This window comes from Cellulomonas sp. ACRRI, assembly GCF_022346185.1.
Taxonomy (GTDB): Bacteria; Actinomycetota; Actinomycetes; order Actinomycetales; family Cellulomonadaceae; genus Cellulomonas.
On record NZ_JAKRMS010000046.1, the window covers coordinates 1 to 13755 of the forward strand.

At 75.4% G+C, this 13755-nt stretch carries 10 protein-coding genes; 8 read left to right on the forward strand and 2 right to left on the reverse strand.

Going from position 1 to position 13755, the window contains the following annotated elements; genetic code table 11:
- Positions 1-333 precede the first annotated feature (333 nt).
- On the reverse strand, positions 334-1836 hold the full coding sequence (locus MHY85_RS10240; protein WP_239196028.1) for a sensor histidine kinase: 1503 nt from the start codon (positions 1834-1836) through the stop codon (positions 334-336).
- Between the two features lie 176 nt (positions 1837-2012).
- On the opposite strand from MHY85_RS10240, the gene MHY85_RS10245 reads away from it, so the two are divergent.
- The 5 genes from MHY85_RS10245 to MHY85_RS10265 all read left to right on the forward strand — a co-directional run bounded on the left by MHY85_RS10245 (position 2013) and on the right by MHY85_RS10265 (position 7319).
- The gene (locus MHY85_RS10245) at positions 2013-2519 is read left to right on the forward strand and encodes a DUF2505 domain-containing protein (protein WP_239196030.1); all 507 of its coding nucleotides are present in this window, start codon (positions 2013-2015) and stop codon (positions 2517-2519) included.
- Between the two features lie 240 nt (positions 2520-2759).
- Positions 2760-4055: an ABC transporter substrate-binding protein gene (locus tag MHY85_RS10250; RefSeq protein WP_239196032.1), complete on the forward strand. Its 1296-nt coding sequence runs from the start codon at positions 2760-2762 to the stop codon at positions 4053-4055.
- Between the two features lie 107 nt (positions 4056-4162).
- Positions 4163-5263 carry a carbohydrate ABC transporter permease gene (locus tag MHY85_RS10255; protein ID WP_239196034.1) on the forward strand — a complete coding sequence of 367 codons (1101 nt, stop codon included), beginning with the start codon at positions 4163-4165 and terminating at the stop codon, positions 5261-5263.
- The gene (locus tag MHY85_RS10260; RefSeq protein ID WP_239196036.1) at positions 5260-6177 is read left to right on the forward strand and encodes a carbohydrate ABC transporter permease; all 918 of its coding nucleotides are present in this window, start codon (positions 5260-5262) and stop codon (positions 6175-6177) included. The genes MHY85_RS10255 and MHY85_RS10260 overlap by 4 nt, the downstream gene beginning before the upstream one ends.
- 107 nt (positions 6178-6284) lie before the next feature.
- Positions 6285-7319, forward strand: a complete 1035-nt coding sequence (locus tag MHY85_RS10265) for a LacI family DNA-binding transcriptional regulator (protein ID WP_239196038.1) — start codon at positions 6285-6287, stop codon at positions 7317-7319.
- Positions 7320-7569: 250 nt separating this feature from the next.
- Here the strand turns inward: MHY85_RS10265 and MHY85_RS10270 are convergent, their stop codons facing one another.
- A complete protein-coding gene (locus tag MHY85_RS10270; RefSeq protein ID WP_374233387.1) occupies positions 7570-10926 on the reverse strand; it encodes a proline dehydrogenase family protein in 3357 nt (1118 codons plus the stop codon).
- A gap of 111 nt (positions 10927-11037) precedes the next feature.
- On the opposite strand from MHY85_RS10270, the gene MHY85_RS10275 reads away from it, so the two are divergent.
- From MHY85_RS10275 to MHY85_RS21860, 3 genes are read left to right on the forward strand one after another with little or no spacing between them, the layout of a single operon-like run.
- Entirely contained in the window at positions 11038-11925 is an 888-nt protein-coding gene (locus MHY85_RS10275; protein WP_239196040.1) for an AraC family transcriptional regulator, read from the forward strand.
- 14 nt (positions 11926-11939) lie between these two features.
- Positions 11940-12725 (forward strand): aldo/keto reductase, encoded by a 786-nt coding sequence (locus MHY85_RS10280; RefSeq protein ID WP_239196042.1) that lies wholly within the window; start codon positions 11940-11942, stop codon positions 12723-12725.
- The gene (locus tag MHY85_RS21860) at positions 12722-13717 is read left to right on the forward strand and encodes a M15 family metallopeptidase (protein WP_239196044.1); all 996 of its coding nucleotides are present in this window, start codon (positions 12722-12724) and stop codon (positions 13715-13717) included. The genes MHY85_RS10280 and MHY85_RS21860 overlap by 4 nt, the downstream gene beginning before the upstream one ends.
- Positions 13718-13755 lie beyond the last annotated feature (38 nt).

Sequence of the window (13755 nt, forward strand, 5' to 3'; positions counted from 1 at the left end):
CGCCCGCCGCGCCCCTCCCCCCGGGGCACGGCGGGCGTCGCCGTTCCTCCCACCCGCGCCGCACGCGCCGCGCCGCGCCGCGCCGCGCCGCGTCGCGTCGCGTCGCGTCGCCGAGTCTCCGTCTCGTGCCTCTGCCCGCGCGACCGCGCGCAGTCCGCTTCCGCAGACTCGGCGGGCTCGTCCCCGCGAGATGGCAACTCTCGGCTGCGGGCAGGCGTTGTCGCGCAGCCGAGAGTTGCCATCTCGGCGGGGGCACCCGAGTGGGGCGCATGCGCGCGGGTGGCGCGGCGGGCGGCGGGTGGCGCGGGCCGCAGGTGCGGGGCGCCGCGGGCGTCAGGCGACGGTCGCGGCCGCGTCGCGGCCCGGGGTGCGCAGCGTCGCGCGCAGCGTGACCTCTGTGCCGCCGCCCTCGCGCGGGGACCACGTGATCGACCCGCGCAGCTCGTTCGTCACCAGGGTCGACACGATCTGCGTCCCCAGCCCCGTGCCGGGGCCGGTGCCGGTGCCGCCCGAGTCCGCGGGGATGCCCGCGCCGTCGTCCGCGACGGTCACCGTGAGGTCGTCCTCGACGCGCTCGGCGGTGACCTCGACGGACCCCGAGTCCCGGCCGGCCAGCCCGTGCTCGACGGCGTTCGTGACCAGCTCGGTGAGCACGAGCGCCAGCGCCGTGGCGTCCTCGGCGGACACCGGCCCGAACGTGCCGCGGACGAGCGTCCGGACCGACGCGCCGGCCGACGCCACGTCCGCCGCGAGCCGGAGCGACCGGCCGACCAGCTCGTCGAACACGACGGTCTCGTCGAGCGTCTGCGACAGCGTCTCGTGCACCAGCGCGATGGTGGCGACCCGGCGCATGGCCTCCTCGAGCGCCGCGCGGGCCTCGGGGACGTTCATCCGGCGGGCCTGCAGCCGCAGCAGGGCCGCCACCGTCTGCAGGTTGTTCTTCACGCGGTGGTGGATCTCGCGGATCGTGGCGTCCTTGGTGATGAGCTCCCGCTCGCGGCGGCGCAGCTCGGACACGTCGCGGCACAGCAGCACGGCGCCGATCCGCTCGCCCTCCTCGGACAGCGGGACCGCGCGCAGGGACAGCGCCACGCCGTGCGCCTCGATGTCGGTCCGCCACGGCGCCCGGCCCATCAGCACCAGCGGCATCGACTCGTCGACGGGCGAGTTCTGCTCGATCAGGTCGGCGACGACCTCCACCAGGGAGCGCCCGACCAGGTCGTCCATCGCGCCGAACCGGTGGAAGCAGGACAGGGCGTTCGGGCTGGCGTACAGCACCTCGCCCTCGGAGTTCAGCCGCACGAGGCCGTCGGCGACGCGCGGGGCGCCCCGGCGCGGGCCGGTCGCGGCGTTGGTCATCGGGAACTCGCCGCGGGCGATCATCCCCATGATGTCGTCGGCGGCCTCGACGTAGTTCAGCTCCAGGCGGCTGGGCGTGCGGGCGCCGCCGAGGTTGGTCTGCCGGGCGATGACGGCGATCGCGCGGCCGTCGTGCACGACCGGGACCGCCTCCTCGCGCACCGCGTACGACCCGAACCAGCGCGGCTCGCGCGACCGCTGCGCCCGGACCTCGCTCAGCGAGCGCTCGAGCTGGGGGCGCTGCCCCTCCGGCGCGCGGGAACCCACCACGTCGTCGTAGTGCACCGTGGCGCCGGTGCTGGGGCGCGCCTGCGCGATCGCCACGAAGTCGCCGTCCTCGGTGGGCAGCCAGAGCACGAGGTCCGCGAACGCCAGGTCCGAGATGACCTGCCAGTCGCCGACCAGCAGGTGCAGCCACTCGAGGTCCGCGGCGTCGAGGTGGGCGTGGCGCTGCGCGAGCTCGCTCAGGGTGGACACCGCCCCAGGGTACGGCGCACGGCGCCCCGTCCCCGGGGCCGTCCCACGCCCCGGCACGTGACGCGCCCCACGCCCGGGACCGGGCCGGGGCGCGCCGCCCCGCGCGGGCGGATACTGTCGTCGGAACCGCACCTCCCCCGCGGCCGCCCGCGCACCTCGGAAGGACCCGAACGCCCGTGCACCTGCAGGTCACCGTCCCCGTCCCGACCGATCCCCGCACCGCCGGGACGATGCTGGCCGACCCGGTGTACGTCCGGGCGAAGGTGCTGGCGAGCGGCGCCGAGGTGCTGCACGTCGACGTGGCGCCCGCGGAGGACGGCGCGCTGACGGTCACGACCCGGCGCGCGCTGCCGACGGACCTGATCCCGCCGAACGTCCGCGCGTTCGTCGGCTCGACGCTCGAGGTGCGCCAGGTCGAGGCCTGGGAGGCCCCGGCCGCGGACGGTTCCCGGACGGGCACGGTCGCCGTGGAGATCGCCGGCGCCCCGGTGCGGCTGACGGGGACCGTCGCCCTGACCGCGGCCGGGAGCGGCTCGGAGATCACCTACGACGGCGACCTCAAGGCGAACGTCCCGCTGTTCGGGTCCGCCGTCGAGCAGGCGGCCGCCAAGGCGGTGCGCGGTGCGCTCGAGGCCGAGGCCGGCGTGGCGCGCGAGTGGGTCGCGAGCACGCACGAGGGGTAACGATTGCGTAACGCGGTCCGCGGCTGAACCTCGCTGACCTGCGGCAACGCTGCGGTGGGACCGCTTCCACACCCGTTTGCCCACCCCCTCGCTTGACTTCCTCCACCCCCGGACGACAAGGTGCCTGACATGGCGTGAGAGCGCTCCCGCAGAACGTGGTGGGAGCGGTTCCACGACGGGCGCCGGTGCCGGCGACCCGATGGGAGCGGCGACGTCGCCGCGGATGACGAGGGAGTCACAGTGCGCAGGAGCACGCGCAAGACCTGGGTGGCCGTGGCCGGAGCGGCGAGCGTCGCCCTGCTGGCGACGGCGTGCGGCGGCGGGTCGGACGACGCCGCCGGCGACGAGGGCTCGGACGGTCAGATCACCCTGACCATCTCGACCTTCAACCAGTTCGGCTACGAGGACCTCCTCAAGCAGTACGAGGAGGAGAACCCGAACATCAAGATCGAGCACAACAAGTTCGGCAAGTCGGACGACGCTAAGGAGCAGTTCCAGACGGCGCTCGGCGCCGGCTCGGGCCTCGCGGACGTCGTCGGCGTCGAGGTCGACTGGCTGCCGCAGATGATCCAGTACTCGGACCAGTTCACCGACCTGACCAGCGACTCGGTCGAGGGCCGCTGGAACAAGTGGACCACCGACCAGGCCACCACCCCCGACGGCGCGCTGCTCGGCTACCCGACCGACATCGGCCCGGAGGCCATCGCCTACCGCGCCGACCTGTTCGCCGCCGCGGGCCTCCCGACGGACCGCGAGGCCGTGGCCGAGCTGTTCGGCGGCGAGGACGCCACCTGGGACGACTTCTTCGCCGTCGGCGACCAGTTCATGGCCGCGGGCACCGGGCCGGCGTTCTTCGACTCCGCCGACGCGCTGGCCCAGGGCATGATCAACCAGGTCGAGGTGCCGTTCGAGGACCCCGACTCCGGCGAGATCATCGCGCTCGACAACCCCGAGATCCGCGACATCTACGACACGATCCTGTCGCACGAGGACCAGTCCGCCGGTCTCAAGCAGTGGGAGACCGACTGGACGAACGCGTTCCAGAGCAACGGCTTCGCGGTCGCGCTGGCCCCGGCCTGGTTCCTCGGCAACATCGAGGGCAACTCGGCGGGCGTCGAGGGCTGGGACATCGCCAACGTCTTCCCCGGCGGCGGCGGCAACTGGGGCGGCTCGTTCCTCGCCGTCCCGACGATGTCGAAGCACCCTGAGGAGGCCAAGGCCCTCGCCGACTGGCTGACCGCCCCGGAGCAGCAGCTCGCCGCGTTCAAGGTCAACGGCAACTTCCCGAGCCAGATCGAGGCGCAGCAGTCGGACGAGCTCCAGGGCATGACCCGCGAGTTCTTCAACGACGCGCCGACCGGCCAGATCTACACCGACCGGGCCGCGGCCATCTCCGTCGCGCCGTTCAAGGGTGAGAACTACTTCACCATCCGCACCGGCCTGTCGGACGCCTTCAACCGCGTCGACGTCGACAAGTCGATGACCCCCGAGGAGTCCTGGAAGGGCTTCGAGGACGCGGTCGCCGCGATCGGCTGACCCCACCGGGCCGGGCCGCCGGGACTCCCCGGCGGCCCGGTCCGTCGCGCGGGCACCGCCCGCGCCCCGCACCGCACGACCCCGGCCCGCCCGCACGAAGGATCCCCATGGCCACCCAGACGGCGCCCCCCAGGGGCGCGGCACCGCGCAGCGACGACGACCGCGCGCCCCGCAAGATCGGCTTCAAGCAGACGCTGGGCCGCTGGGACGTGAAGGTCTCGCCCTACCTCTACATCTCGCCGTTCTTCCTGCTCTTCGCGGTGGTCGGCCTGTTCCCGCTGCTCTACACGGGCTGGGTCTCGCTGCACGAGTGGAGCCTGATCGGCGGCCAGGGCGAGTTCGTCGGTTTCGACAACTTCACGTTCGTGCTCGGGCAGACCTTCTTCTGGAACTCGCTGCGCAACACCTTCAGCATCTTCCTGCTGTCCACGGTGCCCCAGGTGATCGCCGCCCTCGTCATCGCCGCGATGCTGGACGCGAACCTCCGCGCGAAGACGTTCTGGCGGATGGGCGTGCTGCTCCCCTACGTCGTCGCCCCGGTCGCCGTCGGCCTGGTGTTCTCGCAGATGTTCGCCGACGGCTCGGGCATGATCAACTCCCTGCTCGGCCAGATCGGCATCGACCCGATCGGCTGGCACAAGGACGCGTTCGCCTCGCACATCGCCATCGCCTCGATGGTGAACTTCCGCTGGACCGGCTACAACGCGCTGATCCTGCTGGCCGCCATGCAGGCGATCCCCCGCGACATGTACGAGGCCGCGACGCTCGACGGCGCGAACCGCCTCCGGCAGTTCTTCTCCATCACCGTGCCGATGGTCCGCCCGACGATGATCTTCGTGATCCTCACGTCCACCATCGGCGGCCTGCAGATCTTCGACGAGCCCCGCATGTACGACGCGACCGGCCTCGGCGGCTCGAACGGCCAGTGGAAGACCGTGACGCTCTACCTGTACGAGCTGGGCTGGAACAAGCAGCAGCTCGGCCGGGCCGCGGCGGTCGCCTGGCTGCTGTTCCTGATCATCATCATCTTCGCGCTGCTCAACAACTGGCTGACCCGGCGCATCGCCTCCGCGGACGACATGAGCCGCACCGCGAAGGCCGCCCGCAAGCAGAGCCGACGCGCCTCGCGCGACCTGGCCCGCCGGGTGAAGCAGACGTCCGACGCCGCGGTCCCCGCGGCCGCACCGACCGAGGTGGACCCCCGATGAGCGCCCCGTCCGTCCCCGTCATCGCGCAGACCGCCGGCAAGGGCGCGGCCCGCGCGGCGCAGCGCAAGCGCAACAAGACCAACGGCGGCGCCGACCGCCGGCCGGGCTGGGTGACCTACGTCGTCCTCGGCGTCTTCCTGCTGATCTCGGCCTACCCGCTCTACTACACCTTCCTGCTGTCGTCCTCGACGTCGGCCGAGGTGGCGCAGAACCCGGTGCCCTCGCTGCTCCCGGGCGGCGAGTTCCTCACCAACCTGCAGCGCGTCTTCGACGCCGACATCGACCTGGTGAAGGCGACCGGCAACTCCCTGATCGTCGCCGTGATCACCAGCCTGTCCGTGGTGTTCTTCTCCACGCTCGCGGGCTACTCGTTCTCCAAGCTGCGGTTCCGCGGCCGCGGCCCGCTGCTGGTGTTCGTCATCGCGACGATGGCCGTGCCGACCCAGCTCGGCGTCGTCCCGCTCTACATCGTCATGCGACAGCTCGGTCTCACCGGCAACCTGCTGGCGGTGATCCTGCCGGCGATGGTCACGGCGTTCGGCGTGTTCTGGATGACCCAGTACCTCGACTCCGCGCTCCCCTACGAGCTCATCGAGGCGGCGCGGGTCGACGGCGCGTCCATGTTCCGCACGTTCTGGTCGGTGGCGCTGCCCGCGGCCCGGCCGGCGGCGGCGATGCTGGCGCTGTTCACCTTCATCACGTCGTGGACGAACTTCTTCTGGCCGTCCATCGTGCTCGGCACGCAGAACCCGACGCTGCCGGTGGCGCTCAAGCTGCTCCAGGCCGGCTTCTTCCAGGACCTGCCGCTCATCATGGCCGGCGTCGTCCTGTCGATCATCCCGCTGCTCCTGCTGTTCGTCGTCGCCGGCCGCCAGCTGGTCGCGGGGATCATGGCGGGGGCCGTCAAGGGCTGACCGCTACGCTTCGCGCGGGGCCCGTCCTCGGGCCCCGCGCAGGGGCGCGCGTCCGCCGGTGCCTCGCGGGGCGCCGCCACCCGACCGTCACGAGGGGGCGATCCACCGTGATCGACCAGTCCGCCATCCCGTCGGCCGCCCACCCGGCGCCGACGCTGGAGCAGGTCGCGCTGCGCGCCGGCGTCTCCCGGTCCACCGCCTCACGCGCCATCAACGGCGGCGACCGGGTGTCGCCCGAGGCCATGGAGTCCGTCGCCGCGGCGGTCGCCGACCTCGGCTACACCCCGAACCGCGCCGCCCGCTCGCTCGTCACCAGGCGCACCGACTCCGTCGCGCTGGTCGTGCCCGAGCCGGACGAGCGCGTGCTGTCCGACCCGTTCTTCGCCGGGGTGCTCAACGGCGTGTCCACCCCGCTCGCGCTCGCCGACCTGCAGCTGCTGCTGGTCATCGCGCGGCCCGGGGAGTCCGAGCGCACCGCCCGGTACCTGCGCGCCGGCCACGTCGACGGCGCGATCGTGGTGTCGCACCACCGGGACGACGCCATCGACCGGGCGCTGCAGGCGTCCCGGCTGCCGACCGTGTTCATCGGCCGGCCCCTCGTCGGCGGCGAGTCCGCGGCGGTCGTGGACACCGACAACGTGCGCGGCGGGCGGCTGGCGACGGAGCACCTGGTCCGGCTCGGCCGGCGGCGGATCGCGACCATCGCGGGCCCAGCCGACATGTCCGCCGGCATCGACCGGCTCGCGGGGTGGCGCGCCGCGCTCGCCGACGCGGGCCTCCCGGACGACGCGATGGTGCACGGCGACTTCACGGTCGACGGCGGGGCCGCGGCGGCGCGCGAGCTGCTCGACCGGTTCCCCGACCTCGACGGGATCTTCATCGCCTCGGACCTCATGGCGGCCGGGGCGCTGCCCGAGCTGGCCGAGGCCGGGCGGGACGTCCCCGGCGACGTGGCGGTGGTGGGGTACGACAACTCGGGCCTGGCCACCACCACGAAGCCGAACCTCACCACGGTCACGCAGCCGGTGATCGCCATGGCGCGCGCGGCGGGCGAGGAGCTGGTGGCGCAGCTGCAGGGCCGGCACGCGCGCACCGAGGCCCAGGTGTTCGCGCCGGAGCTGGTCGTCCGCGGCTCGGCCTGACCCGCCGCCGGGCGCGGGCGCGCCGGCGCGGGAGTGCGCCCGGCTGGCCGTCGCCCGGCGGCCGCCGGCATCGCCGACTGTGCAAGCAACACGTCGAGTGTGCATCCCGCGGATGCACACTCGACGTGTTCCTTGCACACTCGCGCACGCGACTGCCGCGCCGGGTGCCGGCCACGTGGCGGGGGCAGGGGCGCAGCGCGCCCCGCTCGGGTCGCGCCGCGCGGCCCGGGCGTGCCGCGCGGCCCCGCCGTCAGCGCGTCGGGTCGACGTGACCGAAGCGGTGGCGGGTGCGCGAGACCGCCTGCTCGCGGACGACCGTCATGAGCTCCCGGCGCCCGCTCGCGACGACCAATGCGTCCAGCACGGTCACCTCGCCGGTGCGGGTGACCGCCGCGGCGCGCAGACCCGGCGCCGACCCGACGACCCGCACCCGGCCGGTCACCTCGCCCGCGGCGACCCGCGCCGCGAACGCCTCGTCCGGCTCGTCGGCCGGGCGGCTCACCGTCACCGGCACCCCGGCGGTGCGCGCCGCCGACAGCACGCGCCGCACGTCCCGGTCCCGCGCGTCGGCACCGACCCGGACGGTCAGGTGCGGCACGGGGCGGTGGCGCAGGGCGTTCTCCTCGGACGCCAGCCCGGACGGGTCGTGCGCGGCGCCGAGCTCGTCCCGCCACACCCGCGCGTCGTCGGCCTCGGCCCAGGCCAGCCAGGCCTCGTCGTCCAGCGCCGCGATCTCCGGGGCGTCGGACCAGGCGCCGAGCTGCGCCACGTAGGACGGCCCGCCGGCCTTGGCGCCGGGACCGACGACCGACGCCTTCCAGCCGCCGAACGGCTGCCGCTGCACGATCGCGCCGGTGATGTGCCGGTTGACGTAGGCGTTGCCGACCTCGACCCGGTCGAGCCAGTGCGCGATCTCCGCCTCGTCCAGCGAGTGCAGGCCGCCGGTCAGGCCGAGCGCCACGGCGTTCTGCACCTCGATCGCCTCGTCCAGGGTGTCGACCCGGATGACGCCGAGCACCGGGCCGAAGCACTCGGTGAGGTGGAACCAGGACCCGGGGCGCACGCCGTGCTTGACGCCGGGGGTCCACAGCCGGCCCTCCTCGTCGAGCCGCCGCGGCCGCACCAGCCACGCCTCTCCCTCGTCCAGCGTGGTCAGCGCGCGGAGCAGCTTGCCGGACGCCGGCTCGACCAGCGGCCCCATCGTGGTGCCGAGGTCGTCGGACCAGCCGACGCGCAGCGACGAGACCGCGTCGGCGAGCTGCCGGCGCAGCCGGTCGGAGGTGCCCGCCGACCCGACGAGGATCGCGAGCGACGCCGCCGAGCACTTCTGCCCCGCGTGCCCGAACGCGGACCGCACCAGGTCGGCCACCGCCAGGTCGACGTCGGCGGACGGCGTGATGATGAGCGCGTTCTTGCCGGAGGTCTCCGCGTGCACGTCCAGGTCGGGCCGCCAGCCGGCGAACAGCTGCGCGGTCTCCAGCGACCCGGTCAGCACGACCCGCGCGACGTCCGGGTGCGTGACCAGCCGGCGGCCGACGTCCCCCTCGGGCGACAGCACGACCTGCAGCGCCGCCTCGGCGACCCCGGACGCGTCGAGCGCCCGCTGGATCGCCGCGCCGGCCACCCGCACGCACCGCGGGGTCTGCGGCGCGGGCTTGATCAGCACCGGCGACCCGGCAGCGAGCGCCGCCAGCACCGAGCCGACCGGGATGGCGACCGGGAAGTTCCACGGCGGGGTGACGACGGTGACGCCGCGCGGCCGGAACACCGCGCCCGGGACCCGCCCGTCGGCCAGGTCCTCGGCGCGGTCGGCGTAGTAGCGGGCGAAGTCGACGGCCTCGCTGACCTCGGGGTCGGCCTCGGCGACGGTCTTGCCGCCCTCGTGCACCATCGTCGCGACCAGGTCGCCGCGGGCGGCCTCGAGCTCGTCCGCGGCGCGGCGCAGCACCGCGGCGCGCTCGGCGGGGGTCCGGGCGGACCACGCGGGCGCGGCGCCGACGGCGCGGGCGACGACCGCGTCCACCTCGGCCTCGGTCCCGACCTCGACGGCGCCGGCCGGCGGCTCGACGTCCGCGGCCACCAGGCGGGCCGCCCAGTCCCGGGACTCGGCGACGGCCGGGTCGGTGTCGGCGGCGTTCCGGAACGCGCCCGGCTCCGGCGACGGCGCCCCGGGGTCGCGCGGCAGCCGGCGACGCCCGACCGGCACCCGGTCCGCGCGCGCCACCGACGCGAGGAACGCGTCCTCCTGGGACGCGATCCCCTCGTCCGGGCCGTCCCCGCCGGCGAACAGCGCGTGCAGGAAGTTCTGGTGCGCGGCGTTCTCCTCCAGCCGGCGCACCAGGTAGGAGATCGCGACGTCGAAGTCCTGCTTCGCGACCACCGGCGTGTACAGCAGCACCTGGCCGAACTCGCGCTGCACCGCGCGGGCCTGCGCCGGCGCCATGCCCTGCAGCATCTCGATGTCGAGCGCCTCGGACACGCCGCGGTGGCCGGCGAGCAGGTGCGCGTACGCGACGTGGAACAGGTTGTGGCTCGCGACCCCCACGCGCAGGGCGGACGTCCGGGCGGGGTCCAGGGCGCGCCGGACCAGCCGGACGTAGTGCGCGTCGACGTCGGGCTTGCCGGCGTACGGCGCCTGGGCCCAGCCGTGCAGCTCGGCCTCGACCTGCTCCATCGCGAGGTTGGCGCCCTTGACCAGCCGCACCTTGAGGCGCGCGCCGCCCGCCTCGACCCGGCGCCGGGCGATCGCGGTGATCTCCTCGAGCGCGGCGGAGGTGTCGGGCAGGTACGCCTGCAGCACGATGCCCATCTCGGCGCCGCGCACCTCGGGGTCGTTCACGAGCTCGTCGAACACCCGCACCGTCAGGGCGAGGTCGCGGTACTCCTCCATGTCGAGGTTGAGGAACGTGCCGCTCGCGGCGGCGGCCCGGTACAGCGGGCGCAGCCGCTCGACGACCCGCCGCACGCTGCCCTCGGTGTCCCAGGTCGACAGCTGGCTGGCGACGGCCGAGACCTTGATCGACACGTAGTCGACGTCGGGGCGGGCGGCGAGCTCGGCGACGCGGTGCAGCCGGCGGTTGGCCTCGTCCTCGCCGAGCACGGCCTCGCCCAGCAGGTTGACGTTGAGCCGGAAGCCCTCGGCGCGGGCGCGCGCCAGGTGCGGGCCGAGTCCCGGCCCGGCGTCGGCGACCAGGTGGCCGACCAGCTGGCGCAGCCGGACGCGCGCCGCGGGCACGACGACCGACGGCAGCAGCGGGGCGACCTTCGCGCCGACCCCGAGCAGCACCCGGTCCACGCCACCCAGGAACGCGGCGGCGTCGGCGGCACGGTCGCCGAGGCCGGCGAGCTCGGCCGCGGCGACCCGGGCGTCCTCCGGGCGGGCGACCCGGTCCACGAACCGCACGGCCAGCTCCAGGCCCGCGGGGTCGGCGACCAGCGCGGCGAGCCGCCCGGTGGCCCGCCGCTCGGCGGGGGTCTCGTCCGCGGCGGTCGCGGCCATCCAGCGGTGCGCGAGCTCCACCGCGTCCGCGGTCAGGTGCTCCGGGGCGGTCGCGGCGGCGGGCTCGGCGGCGCCGGCCGCGGCGGCCGGGTCGTGGGTCGTCGTCATGGCGGGATCCTTCCCGAGCGGCCCGTGGCCCGTCTTGCACGGATCGGCCGGGCCACCGGGCCCGATCCGTGACACGTGCCCGTCACGCGCAGCACCTACGCTGCCCCCGACATGGAACGCCGTCCACCCCACCCCGCCGCCGCGTCCTCGGCGCCCGTGACCGGCACGCCCGGTGCGCAGGGCGCGGCCGACGACGCCGCCCGAGCCCTGACGCGCGCGCTCACCCCGGCGCTGCTCCGGCTGTGCGACGACCTCACCGGCACGATGTTCTGCGCCAAGGACGTCACCGGCCGGTACGTGGTGGTCAACGACGCGTTCGTCCGCCGCACCCCCGAGCGGTCGCGCCGCGCCGTCGTCGGCAGGACCGCCGCCGAGCTGTTCCTCCCGCACCTGGCCGAGCGGTACGACGCGCAGGACCGCGACGTGCTGGCCACGGGCCGGCCGCTGCACCGCGAGCTCGAGCTGATCCGCCGCCCCGGCGGCCCGCCCGGCTGGTACCTGACGTCCAAGGAGCCGGTCCGCGACGACGCCGGCGCCGTCGTCGGGCTGGTGAGCATCTCGCAGGCGCTGCGCGCGGGCGACGCCGACGCCGCGACCGTCGAGGCGCTGTCCCGGGTGGCCGCCTTCGTGCAGGGCCGGCTCGCGGACCCGCCGACCGTGGCCGAGCTCGCGCAGGCTGCCGGCTGCTCGCCGTCGACGCTCGACCGCCGCGTGCGCCGGGTGTACGCGCTGTCGCCGCAGCAGTACGTGCTCCGGGCGCGGGTCGACCACGCCGCCGGGCTGCTCGCCGGGTCGGACCTGCCGCTCGCCGAGGTCGCCGCGGCGGCGGGGTTCTACGACCAGGCCTCCTTCACCCGGACGTTCGGGCGGCTGACCGGGGAGACTCCGGCGCAGTTCCGCCGCGCGGCCCGGGCGGTCGCGGGGTCCGGGGGCCGTCCGCCCGCGGCGGCGGTCGCACCCCCGGTCCCGGCGCTGCCGTGGCCCCGCGCCGCGGGCTGAGCCACGATGGACGCATGACACCCGCTCCGCAGATCCCCACCGTCACGATCACGGGCGGCGAGATGCCGCTGCTCGGCCTCGGCACCTGGCAGTCCGAGGGCGGCGACGCCGAGCGCGCCGTCGTCGCCGCGCTCGAGCTCGGCTACACCCACGTCGACACCGCCACGGGCTACGGCAACGAGGCCGAGGTCGGCCGTGCGCTGTCCCTGGTGGACGTCGACCGCGACGCCGTGTTCGTCACCACCAAGCTGCCGCCGGACCACGCGGGCCGCGAGCGCCAGACCCTGCACGAGTCGCTGGCCGCCCTCGGCACCGACCACCTCGACCTGTGGCTGGTCCACTGGCCGCCGAACAAGCAGGCGACGCCCGCCACCTGGGAGCAGTTCATCGCCGCGCGCGACGAGGGCCTGGTGCGGTCGATCGGCGTGTCCAACTACTCGATCGCGCAGATCGACGAGCTGATCGCCGCCACCGGCGAGGCGCCCGCGGTGAACCAGATCCCGTGGAGCCCGGGCGACTTCGACGCCGACCTGCTCGCGGCCCACGCCGAGCGCGGCGTCGTCGTCGAGGGGTACAGCCCGTTCAAGCGGACCGACCTGGCCGACCCGGTGCTGACGGAGATCGCCGAGGCGCACGGCGTCAGCACCCGCCAGGTCGTGCTGCGCTGGCACGTCGACCACGGGATCGTCGTCATCCCGAAGTCGACGAACAAGGACCGGATCGCGCACAACCTGGAGGCGCTGCAGTTCACGCTGTCCGCCGACGAGCTCGCGCGGATCGACGGCCTGGGCGGCAGGTGACGGAGCCGGGGGCGACGCCGCCGACCCGCCGCGCCGCCCGGGCACGCCGCCGGGGCGGCGCGGCGGGCCGCGGGCGTGCGGTCGTCGCCGGGGCGACCAGCGCCGTGCTGGTCGCCGGCGTGGCGGTGGCGGGCGTGCAGCTGCACGAGGCCCGCGAGCGTGCCGCGGCGGCCGAGCAGCGGGCCGAGGCGATCGGGCTGTCGGCCGAGCTCGCCGCGGTCGAGGACGACTTCCTGGCCGAGCGGCGCGGCGCCGCCGTCGCCGAGGCCTCCCGCCAGGCGGCCGAGGCCGGCCGCGCCGCCCGGGAGCAGGCCGCGGCCCAGGAGGCCGCCCGGGTCGCCGCGGAGCAGGCCGCCGCGGAGGCCGCGGCGGCCGCCGCCGAGGCCGCCCGCGCCGCGGAGGAGCAGGCCGCCGCCGACGCGGCGCGCGCGTCCGCGGGCACCGGGTCCGGCGCCCCCGCCGGCGCGCCGAGCGGCCCCGGCATCGCCGGGTGGGTCGACGGCCGCCCGGTCGACGCGCAGGGGAACGTCCTGTGGGTCACCTCGGTGCCGACCGCCGACGGCGACGGGTCGAACGGCCACATGCCCGCCTCGGCCATGTGCCAGGTGCCGTGGGGCACCGACCAGCTCGGGTTCGCCCAGTACCTGCGCTGCGACGCCGCCGACGCGCTGACCGCGCTGAACGAGGCGTTCCGCGCGCAGTTCGGCGCCCCGGTCGACATGGACCTGACCTACCGGTCGTACGAGGACCAGGTGGCGATGAAGGCGGCGTTCGGCGGGCTCGCCGCGGCGCCGGGGACCTCGTCGCACGGGCTCGGCACCGCGCTGGACGTGCAGGAGTGGCCGGGCACCTACGGCTTCGGCACGGCGCGGTACGACTGGCTGGTCGCGAACGGCCCGACCTACGGCTGGTACGCGCCGGCCCGGGTCCGCCAGGGCCAGCCGTACGCCGAGTACTGGCACTTCGAGTACGGGCCGGGCCGCACCTCCTGACCCGCGCGGCACGCCGACGCGCCGCCGCCCCGCGGGTC